20 protein-coding genes are annotated in these 18,860 nt (G+C 32.1%); 8 read left to right on the top strand and 12 right to left on the bottom strand.

Translation table 11 applies throughout. The features are described 5' to 3' along the window. Positions 1-8: 8 nt before the first annotated feature. Complete coding sequence (locus VBY68_RS07400) at positions 9-206, top strand: hypothetical protein (RefSeq protein ID WP_099215724.1); 198 nt, start codon at positions 9-11, stop codon at positions 204-206. A gap of 176 nt (positions 207-382) precedes the next feature. Further along, positions 383-2,179, top strand: a complete 1,797-nt coding sequence (gene lepA / locus VBY68_RS07395) for a translation elongation factor 4 (RefSeq protein ID WP_047789984.1) — start codon at positions 383-385, stop codon at positions 2,177-2,179. Positions 2,180-2,295: 116 nt separating this feature from the next. Here the strand turns inward: lepA and VBY68_RS07390 are convergent, their stop codons facing one another. After that, positions 2,296-2,994 carry a zinc metallopeptidase gene (locus tag VBY68_RS07390; RefSeq protein ID WP_415269352.1) on the bottom strand — a complete coding sequence of 233 codons (699 nt, stop codon included), beginning with the start codon at positions 2,992-2,994 and terminating at the stop codon, positions 2,296-2,298. A gap of 94 nt (positions 2,995-3,088) precedes the next feature. Between VBY68_RS07390 and VBY68_RS07385 the strand changes: the two genes are divergently transcribed. The 6 genes from VBY68_RS07385 to VBY68_RS07360 all read left to right on the top strand — a co-directional run bounded on the left by VBY68_RS07385 (position 3,089) and on the right by VBY68_RS07360 (position 7,409). Further along, positions 3,089-4,120 carry an asparaginase gene (locus tag VBY68_RS07385; protein ID WP_415269351.1) on the top strand — a complete coding sequence of 344 codons (1,032 nt, stop codon included), beginning with the start codon at positions 3,089-3,091 and terminating at the stop codon, positions 4,118-4,120. 252 nt (positions 4,121-4,372) lie between these two features. After that, a complete protein-coding gene (locus VBY68_RS07380) occupies positions 4,373-5,086 on the top strand; it encodes a MotA/TolQ/ExbB proton channel family protein (RefSeq protein WP_121146257.1) in 714 nt (237 codons plus the stop codon). A 9-nt stretch (positions 5,087-5,095) separates the two neighbouring features. Continuing rightward, positions 5,096-5,533, top strand: a complete 438-nt coding sequence (locus tag VBY68_RS07375; RefSeq protein ID WP_099215732.1) for a hypothetical protein — start codon at positions 5,096-5,098, stop codon at positions 5,531-5,533. Between the two features lie 6 nt (positions 5,534-5,539). Beyond that, positions 5,540-6,166: an ExbD/TolR family protein gene (locus VBY68_RS07370; protein ID WP_047789989.1), complete on the top strand. Its 627-nt coding sequence runs from the start codon at positions 5,540-5,542 to the stop codon at positions 6,164-6,166. A 17-nt stretch (positions 6,167-6,183) separates the two neighbouring features. Next, positions 6,184-6,654 (top strand): ExbD/TolR family protein, encoded by a 471-nt coding sequence (locus tag VBY68_RS07365; RefSeq protein WP_099215733.1) that lies wholly within the window; start codon positions 6,184-6,186, stop codon positions 6,652-6,654. Between the two features lie 86 nt (positions 6,655-6,740). Next, positions 6,741-7,409 carry a porin family protein gene (locus VBY68_RS07360; protein ID WP_415269350.1) on the top strand — a complete coding sequence of 223 codons (669 nt, stop codon included), beginning with the start codon at positions 6,741-6,743 and terminating at the stop codon, positions 7,407-7,409. On the opposite strand, the gene VBY68_RS07355 is transcribed toward VBY68_RS07360, so the two are convergent. From VBY68_RS07355 to VBY68_RS07305, 11 genes are all read right to left on the bottom strand, one after another. Then, a complete protein-coding gene (locus VBY68_RS07355; RefSeq protein ID WP_415269349.1) occupies positions 7,404-8,003 on the bottom strand; it encodes a hypothetical protein in 600 nt (199 codons plus the stop codon). The two genes, VBY68_RS07360 and VBY68_RS07355, sit on opposite strands and share 6 nt — an antisense overlap. Continuing rightward, positions 8,003-9,466, bottom strand: a complete 1,464-nt coding sequence (gene rpoN / locus VBY68_RS07350) for an RNA polymerase factor sigma-54 (RefSeq protein WP_121146253.1) — start codon at positions 9,464-9,466, stop codon at positions 8,003-8,005. Before rpoN ends, VBY68_RS07355 begins: the two co-directional genes overlap by 1 nt. Before the next feature lie 83 nt (positions 9,467-9,549). Then, the gene (gene asnS, locus VBY68_RS07345) at positions 9,550-10,983 is read right to left on the bottom strand and encodes an asparagine--tRNA ligase (RefSeq protein ID WP_099215737.1); all 1,434 of its coding nucleotides are present in this window, start codon (positions 10,981-10,983) and stop codon (positions 9,550-9,552) included. 152 nt (positions 10,984-11,135) lie between these two features. Further along, positions 11,136-13,499, bottom strand: a complete 2,364-nt coding sequence (locus VBY68_RS07340) for an efflux RND transporter permease subunit (RefSeq protein WP_415269348.1) — start codon at positions 13,497-13,499, stop codon at positions 11,136-11,138. Between the two features lie 96 nt (positions 13,500-13,595). Next, the gene (gene frr / locus VBY68_RS07335; protein ID WP_099215739.1) at positions 13,596-14,150 is read right to left on the bottom strand and encodes a ribosome recycling factor; all 555 of its coding nucleotides are present in this window, start codon (positions 14,148-14,150) and stop codon (positions 13,596-13,598) included. Positions 14,151-14,199: 49 nt separating this feature from the next. Beyond that, positions 14,200-14,910 carry a UMP kinase gene (gene pyrH, locus VBY68_RS07330; protein WP_099215740.1) on the bottom strand — a complete coding sequence of 237 codons (711 nt, stop codon included), beginning with the start codon at positions 14,908-14,910 and terminating at the stop codon, positions 14,200-14,202. Positions 14,911-15,018: 108 nt separating this feature from the next. Then, positions 15,019-15,987 (bottom strand): translation elongation factor Ts, encoded by a 969-nt coding sequence (tsf, locus tag VBY68_RS07325; RefSeq protein WP_415269347.1) that lies wholly within the window; start codon positions 15,985-15,987, stop codon positions 15,019-15,021. 91 nt (positions 15,988-16,078) lie between these two features. Further along, positions 16,079-16,825 carry a 30S ribosomal protein S2 gene (rpsB, locus tag VBY68_RS07320; protein WP_099215743.1) on the bottom strand — a complete coding sequence of 249 codons (747 nt, stop codon included), beginning with the start codon at positions 16,823-16,825 and terminating at the stop codon, positions 16,079-16,081. 142 nt (positions 16,826-16,967) lie between these two features. After that, a complete protein-coding gene (rpsI, locus tag VBY68_RS07315; RefSeq protein ID WP_028892298.1) occupies positions 16,968-17,354 on the bottom strand; it encodes a 30S ribosomal protein S9 in 387 nt (128 codons plus the stop codon). A 2-nt stretch (positions 17,355-17,356) separates the two neighbouring features. Further along, on the bottom strand, positions 17,357-17,812 hold the full coding sequence (gene rplM, locus VBY68_RS07310) for a 50S ribosomal protein L13 (RefSeq protein WP_099215744.1): 456 nt from the start codon (positions 17,810-17,812) through the stop codon (positions 17,357-17,359). Positions 17,813-18,001: 189 nt separating this feature from the next. After that, entirely contained in the window at positions 18,002-18,850 is an 849-nt protein-coding gene (locus VBY68_RS07305; protein WP_099215745.1) for an OmpA/MotB family protein, read from the bottom strand. Positions 18,851-18,860: the final 10 nt, after the last annotated feature.

The following is an 18,860-nucleotide window of genomic DNA, read 5'->3' as shown; positions in this document are numbered from 1 at the left end:
AAAAGGATATGGTGTTTTTAGAAGTAGGCGATCTTTCAGGTTTATTCGTAATTATAGGTTTAATTATGTTTGGTCCACCCGTGTTACTAGCTGTTATTGGAGCAGCTATTAGAAAAAAAAGTAAAACAGCCTCAAAAATATTTTACATACTAGCGGTTTTATATCTGATAATCGGATTAGGTATATGTGGTGGTATACTTAGTTAAATAAGTTAAAAATGATGTTTAATTTTCGCTATTTATTTTGTTTGTAGTAGCCTGCAAATAAAGTATCTTTGCAAATTACAAGTAGTTAGAATTACGACGAATGAATCCATGATAGGTATTGAGTAAACAAAAGTTTATGTTGCATATCTAGAAATGGCTTGAGAAACTTTATATTGATGAAGAACATTAGAAATTTTTGCATTATTGCACATATTGACCATGGTAAAAGTACCCTTGCAGATAGATTGTTAGACTATACGGGGTCAGTTACTGAGCGTGAAAAACAAAATCAGTTACTTGATAACATGGATTTAGAACGTGAGCGTGGAATTACCATTAAGTCACACGCCATTCAAATGGACTATGTTTATGAAGGTGAAGATTATATACTAAACCTAATTGATACTCCAGGTCACGTAGATTTTTCTTATGAAGTTTCTCGTTCTATTGCAGCCTGTGAAGGAGCGTTGTTAATTGTGGATGCTGCACAAAGTATCCAAGCACAAACGATTTCTAACTTATATTTAGCCTTAGAAAATGACTTGGAAATTATTCCAGTATTAAATAAAGTAGATTTACCTTCAGCTAATCCTGAAGAAGTAACGGATGATATTGTAGATTTATTAGGATGTGAACCTGAAGATGTAATTCATGCAAGTGGAAAAACAGGTTTTGGAGTAGATAATATTTTAAAAGCCATTATTGAAAAAATTCCTGCGCCTAGTGGAAATCCTGATGCACCTTTAAAAGCATTGATTTTTGATTCAGTATACAATTCATATAGAGGGATTGAAACTTACTTTAGAGTAATTGATGGTTCTATCAAAAAGAATCAACAAATAAAGTTTATGGCTACTGGTAGACAATATGGAGCAGATGAGGTAGGAACTTTGAAATTAAGTCAAGTTGTAAAAAACGAAATAAAAACAGGTGATGTAGGGTATTTAATTACAGGGATTAAAGCAGCAAAAGAAGTAAAGGTAGGTGATACTATTACAGATTTTGCAAATCCAACTACAGATAGAATTGAAGGGTTTGAGGATGTGAAACCAATGGTATTCGCAGGAATTTACCCAGTAGATACTGAAGATTATGAAGAGCTTCGTGCTTCGATGGAAAAACTCCAGTTAAACGATGCTTCGTTGGTATTTCAACCAGAAAGTTCAGCAGCACTTGGTTTTGGTTTCCGATGTGGATTCTTAGGGATGTTACACATGGAAATTATTCAAGAGCGTTTAGAGCGTGAATTTAATATGACGGTAATTACTACGGTTCCTAACGTAAGTTACCATGCATTCACGAAGAAAAACCCTGATGAAGTTATTATAGTAAATAACCCATCAGATTTACCAGATCCATCAAAATTAGATAGAGTAGAAGAGCCATTTATTAAAGCTTCAATTATTACCAAGGCTGATTTTGTAGGACAAGTAATGTCACTTTGTATTGAAAAAAGAGGACAGATTGTAAATCAAACCTATTTAACTCCAGAGCGAGTTGAATTAATATTTGATATGCCATTAGCAGAAATCGTTTTTGACTTCTATGATAGATTAAAAACCGTGTCTAAAGGTTATGCGTCGTTTGACTACCATCCAATAGGAATGCAAAAATCGAAATTAGTTCGTGTAGATATGTTACTTAACGGACAAATAGTTGATGCACTTTCAGCTTTATTACATGATAGTAATGCGTATTCAATTGGAAAACGTATCTGTGAGAAGCTAAAAGAATTGATTCCTCGTCAACAATTTGATATTCCTATTCAAGCTGCTATTGGTGCAAAAATCATCGCCCGTGAAACGGTTAAAGCTTTACGTAAAGATGTAACTGCAAAATGTTATGGAGGAGACATTTCTCGTAAGCGTAAATTATTAGAAAAACAAAAGAAAGGGAAAAAACGTATGCGTCAAGTTGGTAATGTAGAAATTCCACAGCAGGCGTTTATGGCAGTACTGAAACTTAATGACTAGTCTTTAGAGTAAAGACCGTAGAAAAGAGAATAATAAAAACCCATTTTGATAAAATCAAAATGGGTTTTTATTCGTTGTTACATTTTTAAACTGTTGTGTATATAATACACTGAAAATTAATCTCTATTACCTAAAACTTGTAAAGCCCAATATAAAAGCATGGCCAAAGAACCTAAAGCAGCAACTAAATAAGTTCTTGCAGCCCATTTTAAAGCATCTTTAGATCCAGCTAATTCTTCACGAGTAACCATGCTTTTATTCTCTAACCAATCTAAGGCTCTATTACTTGCATCATATTCAACAGGTAAGGTTATAAAGCTGAAAATAGTACCTAAAGCCATAAAAGCTAAACCAGCTAGTGCTATATAAAAACCAATACCCGTACTACCAGAAGCAGCACCAAAAGCGATACCACCAATTACCATCCATTGAGAAAAGCGTGAGGTAATGCTTACCATTGGTACCAGTTTAGAACGCATTTGTAAGTATTGATAGGCTCTAGCATGTTGTACCGCATGTCCAACCTCGTGTGCAGCAACTGCGGCGGCGGCGGCATTTCGTTGGTTGTATACAGCCTCACTTAAGTTTACAGTTTTGTTTTGTGGATTATAATGGTCTGTTAATCTACCTGGTGTAGAAATTACTTGTACATCAGAGATTCCATGGTCAACTAGCATTTTTTGAGCAATTTCAGCACCACTCATTCCATTTCGTAAATGAACTTGAGAGTATTTTTTAAACTTGCTTTTTAACGTATTACTAACTAACCAACTGAAAAGAGATATAATACCAATTAGAATATAAAATCCTATCATAATCTATATAGTTTTAAAATTTTGTATCATTTTTGTTGGTTAAATTTACAACATAAATTATTCCAAATTATTAACGGTATAAAAAAATGTCAAAATGGCAAATCAACCTAAAATTTTAATAGTTTACACAGGCGGAACTATTGGTATGGTTAAAGATTATAATACGGGCGCATTAAAAGCGTTTGATTTTAGTCAAATATCAAGTAAAATCCCAGAATTACAGCAGCTTAATTGTGAAATCAATACGATATCGTTTGACGAACCTATTGATTCTTCTAACATGAATGTGTTCTATTATATACAAATAGCAGAAATAATCTCTGATAATTATGACAAGTTTGACGGATTTGTAGTGTTAACAGGCTCAGACACCATGTCGTATACATCGTCAGCAATAAGCTTTATGTTTGAGAATTTACAAAAGCCTGTGATTTTTACGGGATCACAATTACCTATTGGAGATTTACGTACAGATGCTAAAGAAAATTTAATAACATCTATACAAGTTGCATCAGCCTATGAAAATGGTAAACCTGTTATTCAGGAAGTAGGGTTGTATTTTGAGTATAAACTATACAGAGCTAATAGAACTACAAAAATAAATGCCGAACAATTTGAAGCGTTTGCTTCTATGAATTATCCACCCTTAGCAGAAAGTGGAGTGCATTTAAACTTTAATTATCCATTATTACTTAAGTCTAAAGAGAATCAAAATGATTTAGTAGTAAGAAAGAACCTTGATAATCACGTAGCTATTTTAAAGTTGTTTCCAGGAATTACAGAGTCTGTAGTGAGAAGTTTTATGAATATCCCAGATTTAAAAGGTATTATTTTAGAAACTTACGGATCAGGAAATGCACCAACTGAAAAATGGTTTGTTGATTTATTAGAGGAATCGGTAAGCAAAGGAATTTACATTGTTAATGTAACTCAATGTAAAGGAGGAAGTGTAATTTTAGGACATTATGAAACAAGTTCAGAATTAAAACGCATTGGTATTGTTGATGGTAAGGATATTACAACAGAAACAGCCATTGCAAAAATGATGTATTTGTTAGGAGAAAAGCTTTCAAAAGAAGATTTTACGCATTATTTTCAAACACCCCTAAGAGGAGAAATGGCATAGTTTGTAAATAAATCGTTAATTTTGTGTTTGTAACTGCTTGAAATACTATAGAAAAGAGTTAAAAAAGGTGTGGTTAATAGAAATCCTATAGATTTTTTTTAATGTACCAACATTTTTTTGTTACTTGCCACTCTGTAAAATTAAAAGCGTAATAAGTACAAGTAAAGAATCACTTATTTATAAAAAATTAAGTTTTTCATGGTAAAATTTGTATTTTTAACCCGTTAACTATTTAAAATTAATTATAACAAAATGAAAAAAGTAGTAAATATCCTAACTATTACAGGATTTATGTTTTTAGGAGCTATTCAATCAACTTATGCTCAAGAAGCTGAGAAAACTTTTCACCAAGAGTTAAAGCAACGTTTTATTGAAGGAGACCCTAAGTTTATGGGAATTGTATTGGTAGCCTTAATATTAGGTTTAGCTATTGCAATTGAAAGAATTATTTATTTAAACATGGCTACAACTAATACTAAAAAATTAGTAGCTAGCGTTGACGAAGCATTAAGTTCAGGTGGTGTAGAAGCTGCTAAAGAAGTTTGTAGAAATACAAAAGGTCCTGTTGCCTCTATCTTTTACCAAGGTTTAGAAAGAGCTGATGAAGGATTAGATGCTGCTGAAAAAGCTGTAGTAGGATACGGTGGAGTACAAATGGGATTATTAGAGAAAAACGTTTCTTGGTTATCTTTATTTATCGCATTAGCACCAATGTTAGGATTCATGGGTACTGTAATTGGTATGATTGATGCATTCGATAGAATTGCTGTAGCAAACGATATCTCTCCAGCAGTAGTAGCAGGTGGTATTAAAATTGCATTATTAACAACAGTATTTGGTCTTATCGTAGCGATTATTTTACAAATTTTCTATAACTACATTATTTCGAAGATTGATAGTATCGTTAACAACATGGAAGACGCATCTATCTCTTTAATCGATTTATTAGCTAAGTATAAAAAATAATCAATCAATATGAATAGTAAAATATTAACATTACTAGTAGCTGCAATTTCACTAATCGGTGCTGCATTGTTCTTAAATGTAGCAAGAATAGATAAAGAAGATGTAGAAGCAGTATCAAGTGCTGTTTCTCCTTTAGTAACTTATTCTTACTGGTTATTGATTGGAGTGGTAGTAACAGCAGTTGCAGCCTCAATGTGGGGTATGTTTAAAAATCCTGCAGCATTAAAAAAGGTATTATTAGGTGTTTTAGCATTAGCAGTTCTTTTTGCTGTATCTTATTTCTTGTCTTCAGATGCACAAGTAATTGGAGCAGATGGAGGAGAATTAGCAGCTCAAGGAAGTACATCTAAATGGGTAGGAACAGGAATTACATACAGCATTATCCTAGGAGGAATTGCTGGTGCATTCTTTGTTTGGGATTTATTAAAAGGAATCGTTAAATCGTAAGTTAATATGGCAAGAAGAGAAAACCCAGAAATTAATGCAGGTTCGATGGCAGATATTGCCTTCTTGCTACTTATCTTTTTCCTTGTAACAACAACTATGGATGTTGATTCAGGTATCCCTAAAAAGTTAGCTGAAAAAACTGATGTTAAGCCACCAATTATTAAAGAGAAAAATATTTTTCAAGTAAGCATTAACCGAAATAATCAACTTTTAGTTGAAGATCAGGCAATGGAGTTGAAAGACTTAAAAGATGCTGCTATTAAATTTATTGATAATGGTGGAGGTATTGGTAACCCAATGCCAGGAATGGAAGCAGGAACTACTTGTAATTACTGTAAAGGTGATAAGGATCCTGAATCATCAGATCATCCAACTAAAGCTGTAATCTCTGTTGAAAGTGATAGAGGTACTGAGTATGGTACTTATGTTGCTGTACAAAATGAGTTATTAAGAGCTTATACAGAGTTACGTAATAGATTATGCCAAGAAAAATATGGTATGAGCTTTACAGAATTAGAACAAGCTTTTAAAGATAGCGCAAGAAAAGATGAGTCATTAAGAAAGAAAGTTGAAGATATTAAGGCGAGTTACCCTCAAATTATTTCTGATACAGACCCAACAAATGTTCAATAATAGTAAAACAATAGAGTATGTCTAAATTTAAAAAGAAGAAAAAAGGATTGCCTGCTGTATCTACGGCATCTTTACCAGATATTGTTTTCATGTTATTATTCTTCTTCATGGTAACTACTACCATGAGAGAAACAGATTTACAAATTGATTCACCTCGTTTACCAAGTGCAAGTGAAGTAAAAAAACTTGAGCGTAAAAGTTTAGTGAGTACAATTTATGTTGGTAAAGCTAAAGACCCAAAGTATGGTACAGGATATAACAGAATACAGTTAAACGACAAAATAGCTACTCCAGATGAAGTACCTTCGTTTATTTATCTTGAAAGAGATAACGTTTCTGAAGCAGAAGTACCTTTTATGACAACTTCTATAAAAGCAGATAGAGAATCGAGTGTAGGTACATTAGCCGATATTCGTGAGAAGTTAAGAGATGTTAACGCTCTTAAATTAAGTTTATCTACTCATAAAGGAGATGTTATTAAGAAGTAATTACTTTTAAATAAAACAAAAAGAGCAATCATTAGATTGCTCTTTTTTTATACAAAAAAGGTATATTTATCGTTAGATAATTATCTATGAAGTATATTTTAAGTTTTTTTGTGTTTTTTCTGCCTTTAAATATTTTTAGTCAGAAAGATTCTTTACAGTTAGGTGATAAGTATTGGGAAGATCAATTATATATTGATGTTACTTATAATTTATTACAAGATCAGCCTGAAGAAATAGGTAGAACAGGTTTTTCATATGGTTTAGCAGCTGGATATATGAAAGATATACCTTTCAATAGTAAAGGAAAAACAGCTATAGCTTTCGGTTTAGGCTATAGTTATGATTCATTTAATCATGGATTAAAAGTGTTAGATGGTAGTGTTAAAGAGTTTGAAACTGATCCTGATATTACATCCAACAAAATAAAACTTCATAATTTAGAAATGCCTATCCAGTTTAGATGGAGGTCTTCAGATGCACATACTTATTCATTTTGGCGTTTTTATGCTGGTATTAAGATTTCCTATAACATAAGTAATAGTTTTCGATACGATTTACCAACTGGAAAAGTTAGTTTTTCAAATGCTGAGAAATATAACAAATGGCAAACTGGATTAACTTTATCCGCGGGTTATGGTACATTTAACTTTCATGTATATTACGGTTTGTCACCAATGTTTAAAGATGTTAGCTTGAACGGAAAGCCAATTAATAGTAAAATAGTTAAACTTGGTTTAAGTTTTTATCTTCTATAAAGCATAATAAGCTATAAAAGGGGCTATTAAGCCAATAAAAAAACCAAGATATACTTCTTTAACAGTGTGAGCTTTTAGGTGTAATCTAGAGCTTGCAAGAAGCCCTGCTAAGAAAATAAACGATATAATTACAGGAATCACATAAACAGCTTGTATTTGTTGAAATAATAAGAAATATCCAACAGCTACTCCCATTGATAACAAATGAAGGCTTCCTTTAATCTTAAAAGGAAATAGTAAGTAAATAAATCCTAAACCAAATACAGTCCCGTAAAATAAGTAGCTAATTTCCTTTACAATACTCATACTTGCAAACATTTTTCCTAAAATCAAAAATAAAGTCATCATAAAGAAAATAGGAAATTTTCGTTCGTTGATACTGTGTACACGAAATGATTTTATATAACCAATAGACTTTAAAAAAACTAATAAAAGCATTGGTATAAGATAAGTAGCTACAAAAACTATAACCAATATTGTGTATTGTTGCTGCTTATTCAATCCTATTGGAGAAAGAAAGAAATACAAAAGAATCCCTATAGTAGGCATTACAATAGGGTGAAGAATTGTTGATATGAATTTATGCCAACGCATTAAATTTCTTTACGTAATCTAGCGACAGGAATGTCTAATTGTTCACGATACTTGGCAACAGTCCTTCTTGCAATAGGATACCCTTTCTCTTTTAAAATTTTTGACAATTTTTCATCAGTAAGAGGTTTTCGTTTGTCTTCCTCTTTAATCACTGTTTCTAGAATTTTCTTAATTTCCTTGGTTGAAACATCTTCACCTTGGTCATTTTTCATAGATTCAGAAAAGAATTCCTTAATCAACTTCGTACCATAAGGTGTAGAAACATATTTGCTACTTGCAACACGAGAAACAGTTGAAACATCCATGCTAATCTCATCGGCAATATCTTTTAAGATCATTGGCTTAAGCTTACGCTCATCACCTGTTAAAAAATATTCTTCTTGACGATGCATAATAGCATTCATTGTTACTAAAAGTGTTTGCTGACGTTGTTTTATAGCATCAATAAACCACTTTGCAGCATCTAACTTTTGCTTTATAAAGAGTACAGCATCTTTTTGAGATTTAGTTTTCTCTTTAGAGTCCTGATACCCCTTTAACATGTTGTTATATTCTCTAGAAACATGTAATTCTGGAGCATTACGAGAATTTAAAGTTAAATCTAAGTTGCCATCAATAATTTTTATTGAAAAATCAGGAACTATTTGCTCTGCAATTTTATTATTTCCAGCGTATGAACTTCCTGGTTTTGGGTTTAGTTTGCTTATTTCGCTAATAACATCCTTTAATTGTTCTTCAGAAATACTGAATTTTTCTAAAAGTTTCTTGTAGTGTTTTTTAACAAAATGATCAAAAGCTTCTTCTAAAACTCTTATAGCTAATGCTCTACTTTCATTCTCAGATTTAGCTTTTAATTGAATAATTAAACATTCTTTTAAGTTCAGAGCACCAACACCAGTAGGATCTAACTTTTGAACAACATTTACCAAAACATCTTGTACCTTTTCTTCAGTAGTAAAAACATTTTGGGTAAAGGCTAGGTCATCAACAAGATCTATAATATCTCTACGAATATATCCGCTATCATCGATGCTACCCACTAAAAACTCAGCAATAGCACGTTCTTCTTCGTCAATTCTAAAAGTGTTTAATTGATTTTTTAATGATTGATGAAAGCTAGTACCAGCTGCATAAGGAACTTGTTTATCCTCATCATCTGAAGAGTAGTTATTCGTTTGTGTCTTATAACTAGGGTATTCATCGTCACTTAAATATTCATCAATATTTATATCTTCTGCATCAATTTTTTCATTACCCGAATCGTCATAATCAACATCATTGGCTAAAGAGTCTTCAAAATTTTCAGGTTCATCTTTACCTGTATCCAATGCAGGGTTTTCTTCAATTTCTTGTTTCAAACGTTCTTCAAAAGCTTGTGTAGGCAACTGAATTAACTTCATCAACTGTATTTGTTGTGGAGATAATTTTTGAAGTAATTTTTGATGTAAACTTTGTTTTAGCATATATACAAAGATATGAAATAGGACAAAAAAAATCGCCATTCGTAAAGGAATGACGATTGATATTTATAAGTTATATGATTTTTTTAAAACTCAGCGTTTTGTGGTGTTCTTGGAAAAGGAATTACATCACGAATATTGCTCATTCCTGTTGCAAATAAAACCAAACGTTCAAAACCTAAACCAAAGCCAGAATGTACTGCGGTACCAAACTTACGAGTATCTAAATACCACCATAACTCTTCTTCAGGAATATTTAGTTCAGCCATTTTTTCTTTTAAAACATCTAAACGCTCTTCTCTTTCTGATCCACCTACCATTTCACCAATTCCAGGGAATAAAACATCCATGGCACGAACTGTTTTACCATCTTCATTCAAACGCATGTAAAACGCTTTTATATTTGCTGGATAATCAAATAAAATAACTGGACATTTAAAGTGCTTTTCTACTAAATAACGTTCGTGTTCAGATTGTAAATCAACCCCCCATTCGTTAACAGGGAATTGAAATTTTTTCTTTTTGTTAGGCTTAGAGTTTCTTAAAATGTCAATAGCCTCTGTATAGCTTACACGCTTAAAGTTGTTGTCTACAACAAATCGTAATTTTTCAATTAAGCCCATTTCACTACGTTGTGCTTGAGGTTTAGTTTTTTCCTCTTGCGCTAATCGATTATCTAAGAAAGCTAAATCATCTTTACAATTATCTAATACATATTGCAATACGTATTTGATAAAGTCTTCAGATAAATCCATGTTAGCATCTAAATCATTAAAAGCTACTTCTGGCTCAATCATCCAAAACTCTGCTAAGTGACGTGTTGTATTTGAATTTTCTGCTCTAAAAGTAGGACCGAAAGTATATATTTTACCTAATGCCATGGCATAGGTTTCACCTTCTAACTGACCAGAAACTGTTAAGTTAGTTTCTTTTCCAAAGAAATCTTTAGAGTAGTCTATTTCACCTTCTTCGTTTACAGGAGCTTTGTTAGCTTCAAATTGAGTTACTTTAAACATTTCACCAGCACCTTCAGCATCAGAACCAGTAATAATTGGAGTATTTACATAGTAAAATCCGTTTTGTTGGAAGTACTGATGTACTGCAAATGATAATGCAGAACGTAAACGCATTACAGCACTAAAAGTGTTAGTTCTTACACGTAAATGTGCATTTTCACGTAAAAACTCTAAACTATGTTTTTTAGGCTGAATTGGATATTCATCAGGATTTGAATCTCCTAAAATTTCCAAATTGTTTACTTGAATCTCTACTGTTTGTCCTTTACCTTGGCTTTCTACCAAAGTACCTTGGATACTAACTGCAGCACCAGTATTTATTCTTTTTAATAAAGTTTCGTCGGTATTTTCAAAATCTACAACACACTGAATATTATTAATAGTAGAACCATCATTTAGAGCAATAAAACGATTGCTTCTAAAAGTTCTTACCCATCCTTTTACGTGTACTTCTTGTAAAAATTTGTCAGATTGTAATAAATCTTTAACGCTACTTCTTTTCATGTCTTTATATCTTCAATAAAATCAAGCAAAGATACTTTTTTGCTGTTAATTAGCAATAAAGAGACCGAAGAATAAAGAGTTAACTTTTACTTACTAAGTTTAATAGAAAAACAAGTATTTATAAACTAAACATAATATTCTTAATATTAGCCTTATTTTTCTTCTTTAGGAGGTAATATTTTAAACTTAGTTTCTTTTAAAACTTTTTTGTTTGCTATTTTTTTCTCGAATGAAAGTAGGAGAGAAGGTAATAATAATAAGTTTGAAACCATGGCTAACAATAATGTAATAGAAACTAAACCTCCTAATGCGATAGTACCACCAAAGCTTGAAACCGTAAAGACTAAAAATCCGAAAAATAGTACAATAGAAGTATAGAACATACTTACTCCTGTTTCTCTTAAAGCTGAGTAAACAGCGGATTTTACTTTCCAGTTATTTGCTAGCAATTCTTGTCGATATTTTGCTAAGAAGTGAATAGTATCATCTACAGAAATACCAAAGGCTATACTAAATACCAAAATAGTTGAAGGTTTTATAGGTATGTCAAAGAATCCCATTAACCCACCTGTAATTAGTAGTGGAAGCATATTAGGTATTAGTGAGATTAATATCATTTGTGGCGAACGGAACATCCACGCCATAAATATTGAAATTAATATGATGGCCAGCGATAGTGAAATAACCAAGTTTTTAATTAAATAGTTAGTTCCTTTTAAAAATACTAATGCTTTACCTGTTAATGAAACGTCAAATTTTTCACCTGGAAATTGTTTGTTAATTACAGCCTGTAATCGCTCTTGGATAATGTCCATTTTATCAGTACCAATATCTTTCATAAACGTAGTTATGCGAGCGTAACGTCCTGTACTATCTACAAAGTTCTTCAGCATACCAGAATTACTGTCAGAGTTTTTAGTATATGAGAAAATATAACTCTTCTCTTGACTTGTTGGTAATTGATAATATTTAGGGTTTCCGTTGTAATAGGCTTGCTTAGAGTATTTTACAAGATTTGTAACAGATATAGGTTTTGATAATTCAGGAAAAGTTTCAATAGTTTCATTAAGCTTTTCCATCTTTTTTAAGGTAGAAAGCTTCATAACACCTTTTTCTCTCTTAGTATCAATTAAAATTTCTAAAGGCATAATTCCTCCAAATTCATATTCAAAGAACTTAATATCTTTATAAAACTGCTTTCCCTTAGGCATGTCTTCAATCAAGCTTCCTGATACACGAATCATGTATAGACCAATCATGCTAAAAATGATTATGGAAACTGTAGTAATGTAAATAGCAATTCGTTGTTTTTTTACCATACGTTCCATCCAAGAAACAACATTGCCCATCCATTTTTTCTCTAGATGGTTTAAATGTTTCTTTTCAGGTAGTGGCATAAAACTGTATATAATCGGAATGATTAATAATGCTAGAATAAAAATACTAATGATGTTTACAGATGCTAAAACACCAAACTCACGCATTAGCCTACTTTTAACAAATATAAAAGTTGCAAAACCTGAAGCAGTAGTAATGTTGGTCATTAATGTAGCATTTCCAACTTTAGAAATTACACGCTGTAATGATTTTGCTTGATTTCCGTGTTTTTTTACTTCTTGTTGATATTTGTTTATTAAGAAAACTGCATTTGGTACACCAATTACAATAATTAAAGGCGGAATTAAAGCTGATAACACGGTAATTTCATAACGGAATAATCCCATGAAACCAAAAGCCCAAGTTACTCCAATACTTACTACGAGTAGCGTAATAAATGTAGCTCTAAACGAACGGAAAAAGAAGAAAAAGATAATAGCTGTTATTAATAATGCACCAATAACAAAAATTCCCATTTCATCAGTGATATTCTGAGAGTTTAAGGTCCTTATGTAAGGCATACCAGAAACACGAACATCTATTTTATTGTCTTTTTCAAAAGATTTTATAGTTGGTATTAAAACATCAAAAACAAAATCTTTACGAATAGGAGTGTTTACAATATCCTTATTTAAATAAATAGCTGTTTGTAAAGTACCCTTGTCATTGTATAGTAAGTTGTTATAAAAAGGAAGTTTCTCAAAAAGTTGCTTTTTTATGTTTTTAATTTCTTCGTCAGTAGATGGAGCTTTTTCAAACAGTGGCTCAACGACAAACTTTCGTTTTTTTCTATCGGCCTTTAATTGCTGAACATCAGCAACAGAAACAGTAAAATCTACTTGTGGTAAGCTGTCTAAATCTTTAACAAGTTTATTCCATGCATTAAATTTAGCAGGTGTAAATATTGTAGAATCTTTTACGCCTAAGATGATGAGATTACCTTCTTCTCCAAAAATCTCTAAGAATTTGTTGTATTGAATATTTACCTCATGATCGGTAGGAAGTAAGTTGGCTTCTGTATAGGAGAAGCGCATATATTTCATCTGAGTGACTAAAAGCCCTGTAATTATAGCAATAGTAATTAAAACTAAGTAACGATTTCGCAATAAGAACCCTGCGATTTTAGTCCAAAAAGTCATCCAAAAAAAATTTCAGCAAAGTTATGCTAAATGAATTAATTAAACGAAAAAAAGAGCGTCATATGACGCTCTTTTTTAACTATTTCTTAAAAGAAATTATACAGTCATAATTTCTTTCTCTTTAACAGTAAACTTTTCGTCGATTATTTTTACGTAATCATCAGTTAACTTCTGAACTTCAGCTTCTGCATTTTTCTTCATATCGTCAGAAATATCAACTTTTTTAATTTCGTTGTTAGCATCTTTACGAGCATTACGAATTCCTACTTTTGCGTGTTCAGCCTCTGCTTTTGCTTGTTTAGCTAAACCTTTACGACGTTCTTCGGTTAATGGTGGAACATTAATTATAATGTTTTCTCCATTATTCATTGGATTGAAACCGATGTTAGCAAGCATAATAGCTTTTTCGATTTCTTGTAACATATTTTTTTCCCATGGCTGAACAGATATAGTTCTAGCATCAGGAGTATTTACGTTTGCTACTTGTGATAATGGCGTTTGAGAACCGTAATAATCTACCATAATTGTACTTAACATAGCAGGAGTTGCTCTACCAGCTCTAATTCCTACTAATTCTTTTTCTAAGTGGCTAATGGCTTTGTCCATCGCCTCTTTTGTCGAATCTAAAATAAAATCAATCTCTTCGTTCATTTTGTTCGTATTTATAATACCTCAAATAAGTTGAGGGTAACTTTTCGGTTTATTCGTTATCAACTATTGTTCCAATGTTTTCTCCAGAAACTAACTTTAATAGGTTTCCTTGTTTGTTCATATCAAAAACAATAATTGGTAGTTTATTTTCTTCACTTAAAGTAAAAGCTGTCATGTCCATTACTTTTAAGCCTTTTTCAATAACGTCTTTAAAGGTAATGTTTTCATATTTAACAGCATCTTTATCTTTTTCTGGATCGGCTGTGTAAATACCATCAACACGTGTACCCTTTAAAATAGCATCTGCATTAATTTCAATAGCTCTTAAAACAGCTGCTGTATCGGTTGTAAAATACGGATTTCCTGTTCCTCCACCAAAAATTACTACACGTCCTTTTTCTAAGTGACGATTAGCACGACGTTTAATGTAAGGCTCCGCAATTTCTTTAATTTCAATAGCTGTCTGTAAACGTGTATGTATTCCTTCATCTTCTAAGGCACTTTGCAAAGCTAGTCCGTTAATACAAGTTGCTAACATCCCCATATGGTCACCTTGTACGCGATCCATACCTTGACTTGCACCTGCAACTCCTCTAAAAATATTTCCACCACCAATAACAATGGCTACTTCTACACCTTTATCTACAACTTGTTTTATTTCTTGGGCATATTCCTTAAGTCTGTTTGGGTCAATACCATATTGACGTTCACCCATCAGTGCCTCTCCACTTAATTTTAAAAGAATTCTTTTGTATTGCATTTGTTTTGTTGAAAGTTGTGCAAAGCTACATATTTTTTTTATTCTAATTTTAACACATAAAAAAAAACCATCCAAAAATGGATGGTTTTATAATATGATTGTCGAGAATTATCCTAAAGTAACTCTTACGAAGTTTTTAACTTCAACGTCACCGTAAGTAGAAACATATTCTGCAACAGTTTTCTTTTCGTCTTTAATAAACTTTTGATCTAATAAACATTGTTCTTGATCTAAAGTTGTATTGTCAGAGATAAATCTTTCCATTTTACCTGGTAAGATTTTGTCCCAGATTTGTTCTGGTTTACCTTCAGCTTTTAACTGTTCTTTAGCTTCTTCTTCAGCTTTAGCTATAGCTTTATCAGTTAATTGTAAACGAGAAACGAATTGAGGAACGTTCTTTAAAGTTTTACCTAAACGTACTAATTCTTCGTTATCTTTTTTGATAGCAGCAATTCTAGCTTCAGTTTCAGAAGCTACAAATGCAGGGTCAAAATCTTTATAAGATAAAGTAGTAGCTCCCATTGAAGCAGCTTGCATAGCTAAGTCTTTAGTTAACTCAGCAGCGTTATCTACAACAGCAGTTAAACCTACCATTGCAGCAATTTTACCAACGTGAGTATAAGCTCCTACGTATGGTGCTTCAATTCTTTCGAAAGCAGTGATATCTATTTTTTCACCGATAACTCCTGTTTGCTCGATTAATTTTTCAGCAACAGTTACACCACCAAAATCAGCAGCTAAGAACTCTTCTTTTGTTTTGTGGTTAAAAGCGATGTCAACAAATTCTTGCGCTAAAGCTTTGAATGAATCGTTTTTAGCTACGAAATCTGTTTCACATGCTAATACGATAGCAACACCATATGTGTTGTCATCGCTAATTTTAGTGATTGCCACACCTTCAGTAGACTCACGATCTGCTCTTTTAGCAGCAATCTTTTGTCCTTTTTTACGTAAAATTTCAATAGCTTTATCAAAATCACCTTCAGCTTCTACTAATGCTTTTTTACAATCCATCATACCAGCTCCGGTAGTTTCTCTTAATTTTTTTACGTCTGCAGCGCTAATTTTTACTGACATTTCTATCGTTATTTTTTAGTTGTAAATATATTGTTGTACAAAGTTGTAAAAATTTAAAGGTTCCAATGTAATGAAACCTTTAAATTAAAAATTATTTTGCTTCTTCTTTTGCTGGAGCGTCAGCTGTTTTTTCAGCTTTAGCTTTTTCCTTGTCAGCTTTTCTTTCAGTTAAGCCTTCAGCAATTGCATCAGTTACATGCGATAATACTTTATCGATAGATTTAGAAGCATCATCATTTGCAGGAATTACAAAATCAATCGGTCTAGGATCAGAGTTTGTATCAACCATAGCAAAGATTGGAATGTTTAATTTTTGTGCTTCAGCAACAGCAATGTGTTCTTTCTTTACATCAATTACAAATAAAGCTCCTGGTAAACGAGTCATATCAGAAATTGAACCTAAGTTCTTTTCTAATTTTTCACGTTGACGAGTAATTTGTAATTTTTCTCTTTTAGATAATGCATCAAAAGAACCATCAGTCTTCATTCTATCAATAGAAGTCATTTTCTTAACGGCTTTACGGATAGTAACGAAGTTTGTTAACATACCACCTGGCCAACGCTCAGTAATGTAAGGCATGTTTACAGCTTTAGCTTTTTCAGCAACGATATCTTTAGCTTGCTTTTTAGTAGCAACGAATAAGATTTTACGTCCTGAGTTAGCTATTTTTTGTAACGCAGCAGAAGCTTCGTCAATTTTAGCTGAAGTTTTGTACAAATCGATGATGTGAACACCATTACGCTCTGTATAAATGTATGGAGCCATGTTAGGGTTCCATTTTCTAGTTAAGTGTCCAAAGTGAACACCACTTTCTAATAATTCTTGAATGTTTGCCATTTTAATAAATGTGTTTACGTTCTGTTTTCACAATATTTCAGTAGTTATTAAGTCTGAAATATTTAGATACTAAACTGTTAAAAATTGATTTATAAATAACAGTCTCGAAACATTTAAATACTGAAACAAGTTCAGTAAAATATTAACGTTTAGAGAACTGGAATTTCTTACGAGCTTTCTTCTGACCGAATTTCTTACGTTCAACCATTCTTGGATCACGAGTTAATAATCCTTCTGGTTTTAATACAGCTTTGTTTTCTTCGTTAATTGATACTAATGCTCTAGTAATCGCTAAACGAATAGCTTCAGCTTGACCAGTAACACCACCACCGTATACGTTAACTTTAATGTCGTAAGCCTCTAAGTTTTCAGTTAACATTAAAGGTTGTTGAACTTTGTATTGTAAAGTTGGTGTAGTGAAATAGTTTTTAAACTCTCTTTTGTTGATAGTGATGTTCCCACTTCCTTGAGAAACATAAACACGAGCAACAGCTGTTTTTCTTCTACCTATTTTGTGTACAGTTTCCATAATTATTTAAGATCGTTAAGGTTAATAGTTTTAGGTTTTTGAGCTTCTTGACCATGCTCTGTACCTGCGTAAACATATAAGTTTCTGAATAACGCACTACCTAATTTATTTTTAGGTAACATTCCTTTTACTGCTTTTTCGATTAATCTTGTAGGATCTTTTTCGAACATTTCTGTAGCAGTTAATGATCTTTGTCCTCCTGGGTAACCTGTGTGACGGATGTAAGACTTATCTGTCCACTTTTTACCAGTTAGGTTAATTTTTTCAGCGTTGATAATAACAACGTTGTCTCCACAGTCTACGTGAGGAGTGTAATTTGGCTTGTACTTACCTCTAACAAGTTTTGCAACTTTAGAAGCTAGACGACCCAATGTTTGCCCGTCCGCATCAACTAAAACCCACTCTTTGTTTACGGTAGCTTTATTAGCCGATACTGTTTTGTAACTTAATGTGTTCATAATTACACGATTAGTTTTTGTTTATTAATAATTTATTTTAATCCTTAAAAAAGGTCTGCAAATGTACGATTAATTATTTGATTGACAAATAGCGTGTTAGTTTAATTTTTATGTTGTTTGTTTTAGCTAAGTAAAGCGTATAAAAAAAGCGTGCAAAAAGCACGCTTTTTAAATTATATGTTAAAAAAATTATTCCACCTTTTGATCTAATAAATCAAAGAATTGATTTAATCTTGGTAAAATAATAATTTTCGTACGTCTGTTTTTAGCTTTGTTAGCAGGACTGTTGTTTTCTACTAAAGGAACATAGCTACTTCTACCAGCAGCAATTAATCTACTTGGTGCTACATTGTACTTTCCTTGTAATTCACGAACAATAGCAGTAGAACGTAATACACTTAACCCCCAGTTATCTTTTAATGCTGATCCAGCAGCAACAGGAGTGTTGTCTGTGTGTCCTTCTACCATTACATCCATTTGAGGTTGTCCGTTAACTACAGTTGCAACTTTTTCTAACACTTTAGAAGCTTTGTCGTTAATAGTGTAGCTTCCGCTTTTAAATAATAATTTGTCTGATATTGAAATAAATACAACTGTTTTTTCAACATTAACTTCAATGTCTTCATCATCAATACCGTCTTGTAGTTCTCTTTTTAAATGAAAAGCAACCACTAAGTTTAAAGAGTCTTTTTTAGAAGCAGCTTCTCTAATTTTATTGATGTATTTGTCCTTTTTGCTTAATTGAGCTAATGTTTCTTTAATATTGTCGTTAGCACCTTTAGTTAACACAGTTAAGTTTTCAACTTGTTGTAACGTATTTTCTTTATCTTTCTTTAATTCTGTTACTCTAGACTCTAAAGAAAATGCTTTGTCTTCACAGTTCTCTTTTTCAACTAGGCATTTTGTTAGGTTGGCTTTTACAGCTAGTAACTCTTCTTTTGTCTGTTCGTGTTTAGCTTTAATAGCTTCTAACTCTTTTGTAGAAGCACAAGATGCTAGTAAAATTGAAGCAGTAAGGAATAAAAATACTTTTCTCATTTTATTCTGA

The sequence above is a fragment of the Tenacibaculum ascidiaceicola genome, from assembly GCF_047470925.1.
GTDB classification, from domain to species: domain Bacteria; phylum Bacteroidota; class Bacteroidia; order Flavobacteriales; family Flavobacteriaceae; genus Polaribacter; species Polaribacter discolor.
The sequence above is the reverse complement of the archived record's forward strand: the minus strand, read 5'-3'. Positions and strand labels throughout refer to the sequence as shown.

Excerpts from the sequence above, each read along its gene's own strand:
- VBY68_RS07400 (WP_099215724.1), top strand. The coding sequence starts at position 9 with ATGGTGTTTTTAGAAGTAGGCGATCTTTCAGGTTTATTCGTAATTATA.
- lepA (WP_047789984.1), top strand. The coding sequence starts at position 383 with ATGAAGAACATTAGAAATTTTTGCATTATTGCACATATTGACCATGGT.
- VBY68_RS07390 (WP_415269352.1), bottom strand. The coding sequence starts at position 2,994 with ATGATAGGATTTTATATTCTAATTGGTATTATATCTCTTTTCAGTTGG.
- VBY68_RS07385 (WP_415269351.1), top strand. The coding sequence starts at position 3,089 with ATGGCAAATCAACCTAAAATTTTAATAGTTTACACAGGCGGAACTATT.
- VBY68_RS07380 (WP_121146257.1), top strand. The coding sequence starts at position 4,373 with ATGAAAAAAGTAGTAAATATCCTAACTATTACAGGATTTATGTTTTTA.
- VBY68_RS07375 (WP_099215732.1), top strand. The coding sequence starts at position 5,096 with ATGAATAGTAAAATATTAACATTACTAGTAGCTGCAATTTCACTAATC.
- VBY68_RS07370 (WP_047789989.1), top strand. The coding sequence starts at position 5,540 with ATGGCAAGAAGAGAAAACCCAGAAATTAATGCAGGTTCGATGGCAGAT.
- VBY68_RS07365 (WP_099215733.1), top strand. The coding sequence starts at position 6,184 with ATGTCTAAATTTAAAAAGAAGAAAAAAGGATTGCCTGCTGTATCTACG.
- VBY68_RS07360 (WP_415269350.1), top strand. The coding sequence starts at position 6,741 with ATGAAGTATATTTTAAGTTTTTTTGTGTTTTTTCTGCCTTTAAATATT.
- VBY68_RS07355 (WP_415269349.1), bottom strand. The coding sequence starts at position 8,003 with ATGCGTTGGCATAAATTCATATCAACAATTCTTCACCCTATTGTAATG.
- rpoN (WP_121146253.1), bottom strand. The coding sequence starts at position 9,466 with ATGCTAAAACAAAGTTTACATCAAAAATTACTTCAAAAATTATCTCCA.
- asnS (WP_099215737.1), bottom strand. The coding sequence starts at position 10,983 with ATGAAAAGAAGTAGCGTTAAAGATTTATTACAATCTGACAAATTTTTA.
- VBY68_RS07340 (WP_415269348.1), bottom strand. The coding sequence starts at position 13,499 with ATGACTTTTTGGACTAAAATCGCAGGGTTCTTATTGCGAAATCGTTAC.
- frr (WP_099215739.1), bottom strand. The coding sequence starts at position 14,150 with ATGAACGAAGAGATTGATTTTATTTTAGATTCGACAAAAGAGGCGATG.
- pyrH (WP_099215740.1), bottom strand. The coding sequence starts at position 14,910 with ATGCAATACAAAAGAATTCTTTTAAAATTAAGTGGAGAGGCACTGATG.
- tsf (WP_415269347.1), bottom strand. The coding sequence starts at position 15,987 with ATGTCAGTAAAAATTAGCGCTGCAGACGTAAAAAAATTAAGAGAAACT.
- rpsB (WP_099215743.1), bottom strand. The coding sequence starts at position 16,825 with ATGGCAAACATTCAAGAATTATTAGAAAGTGGTGTTCACTTTGGACAC.
- rpsI (WP_028892298.1), bottom strand. The coding sequence starts at position 17,354 with ATGGAAACTGTACACAAAATAGGTAGAAGAAAAACAGCTGTTGCTCGT.
- rplM (WP_099215744.1), bottom strand. The coding sequence starts at position 17,812 with ATGAACACATTAAGTTACAAAACAGTATCGGCTAATAAAGCTACCGTA.
- VBY68_RS07305 (WP_099215745.1), bottom strand. The coding sequence starts at position 18,850 with ATGAGAAAAGTATTTTTATTCCTTACTGCTTCAATTTTACTAGCATCT.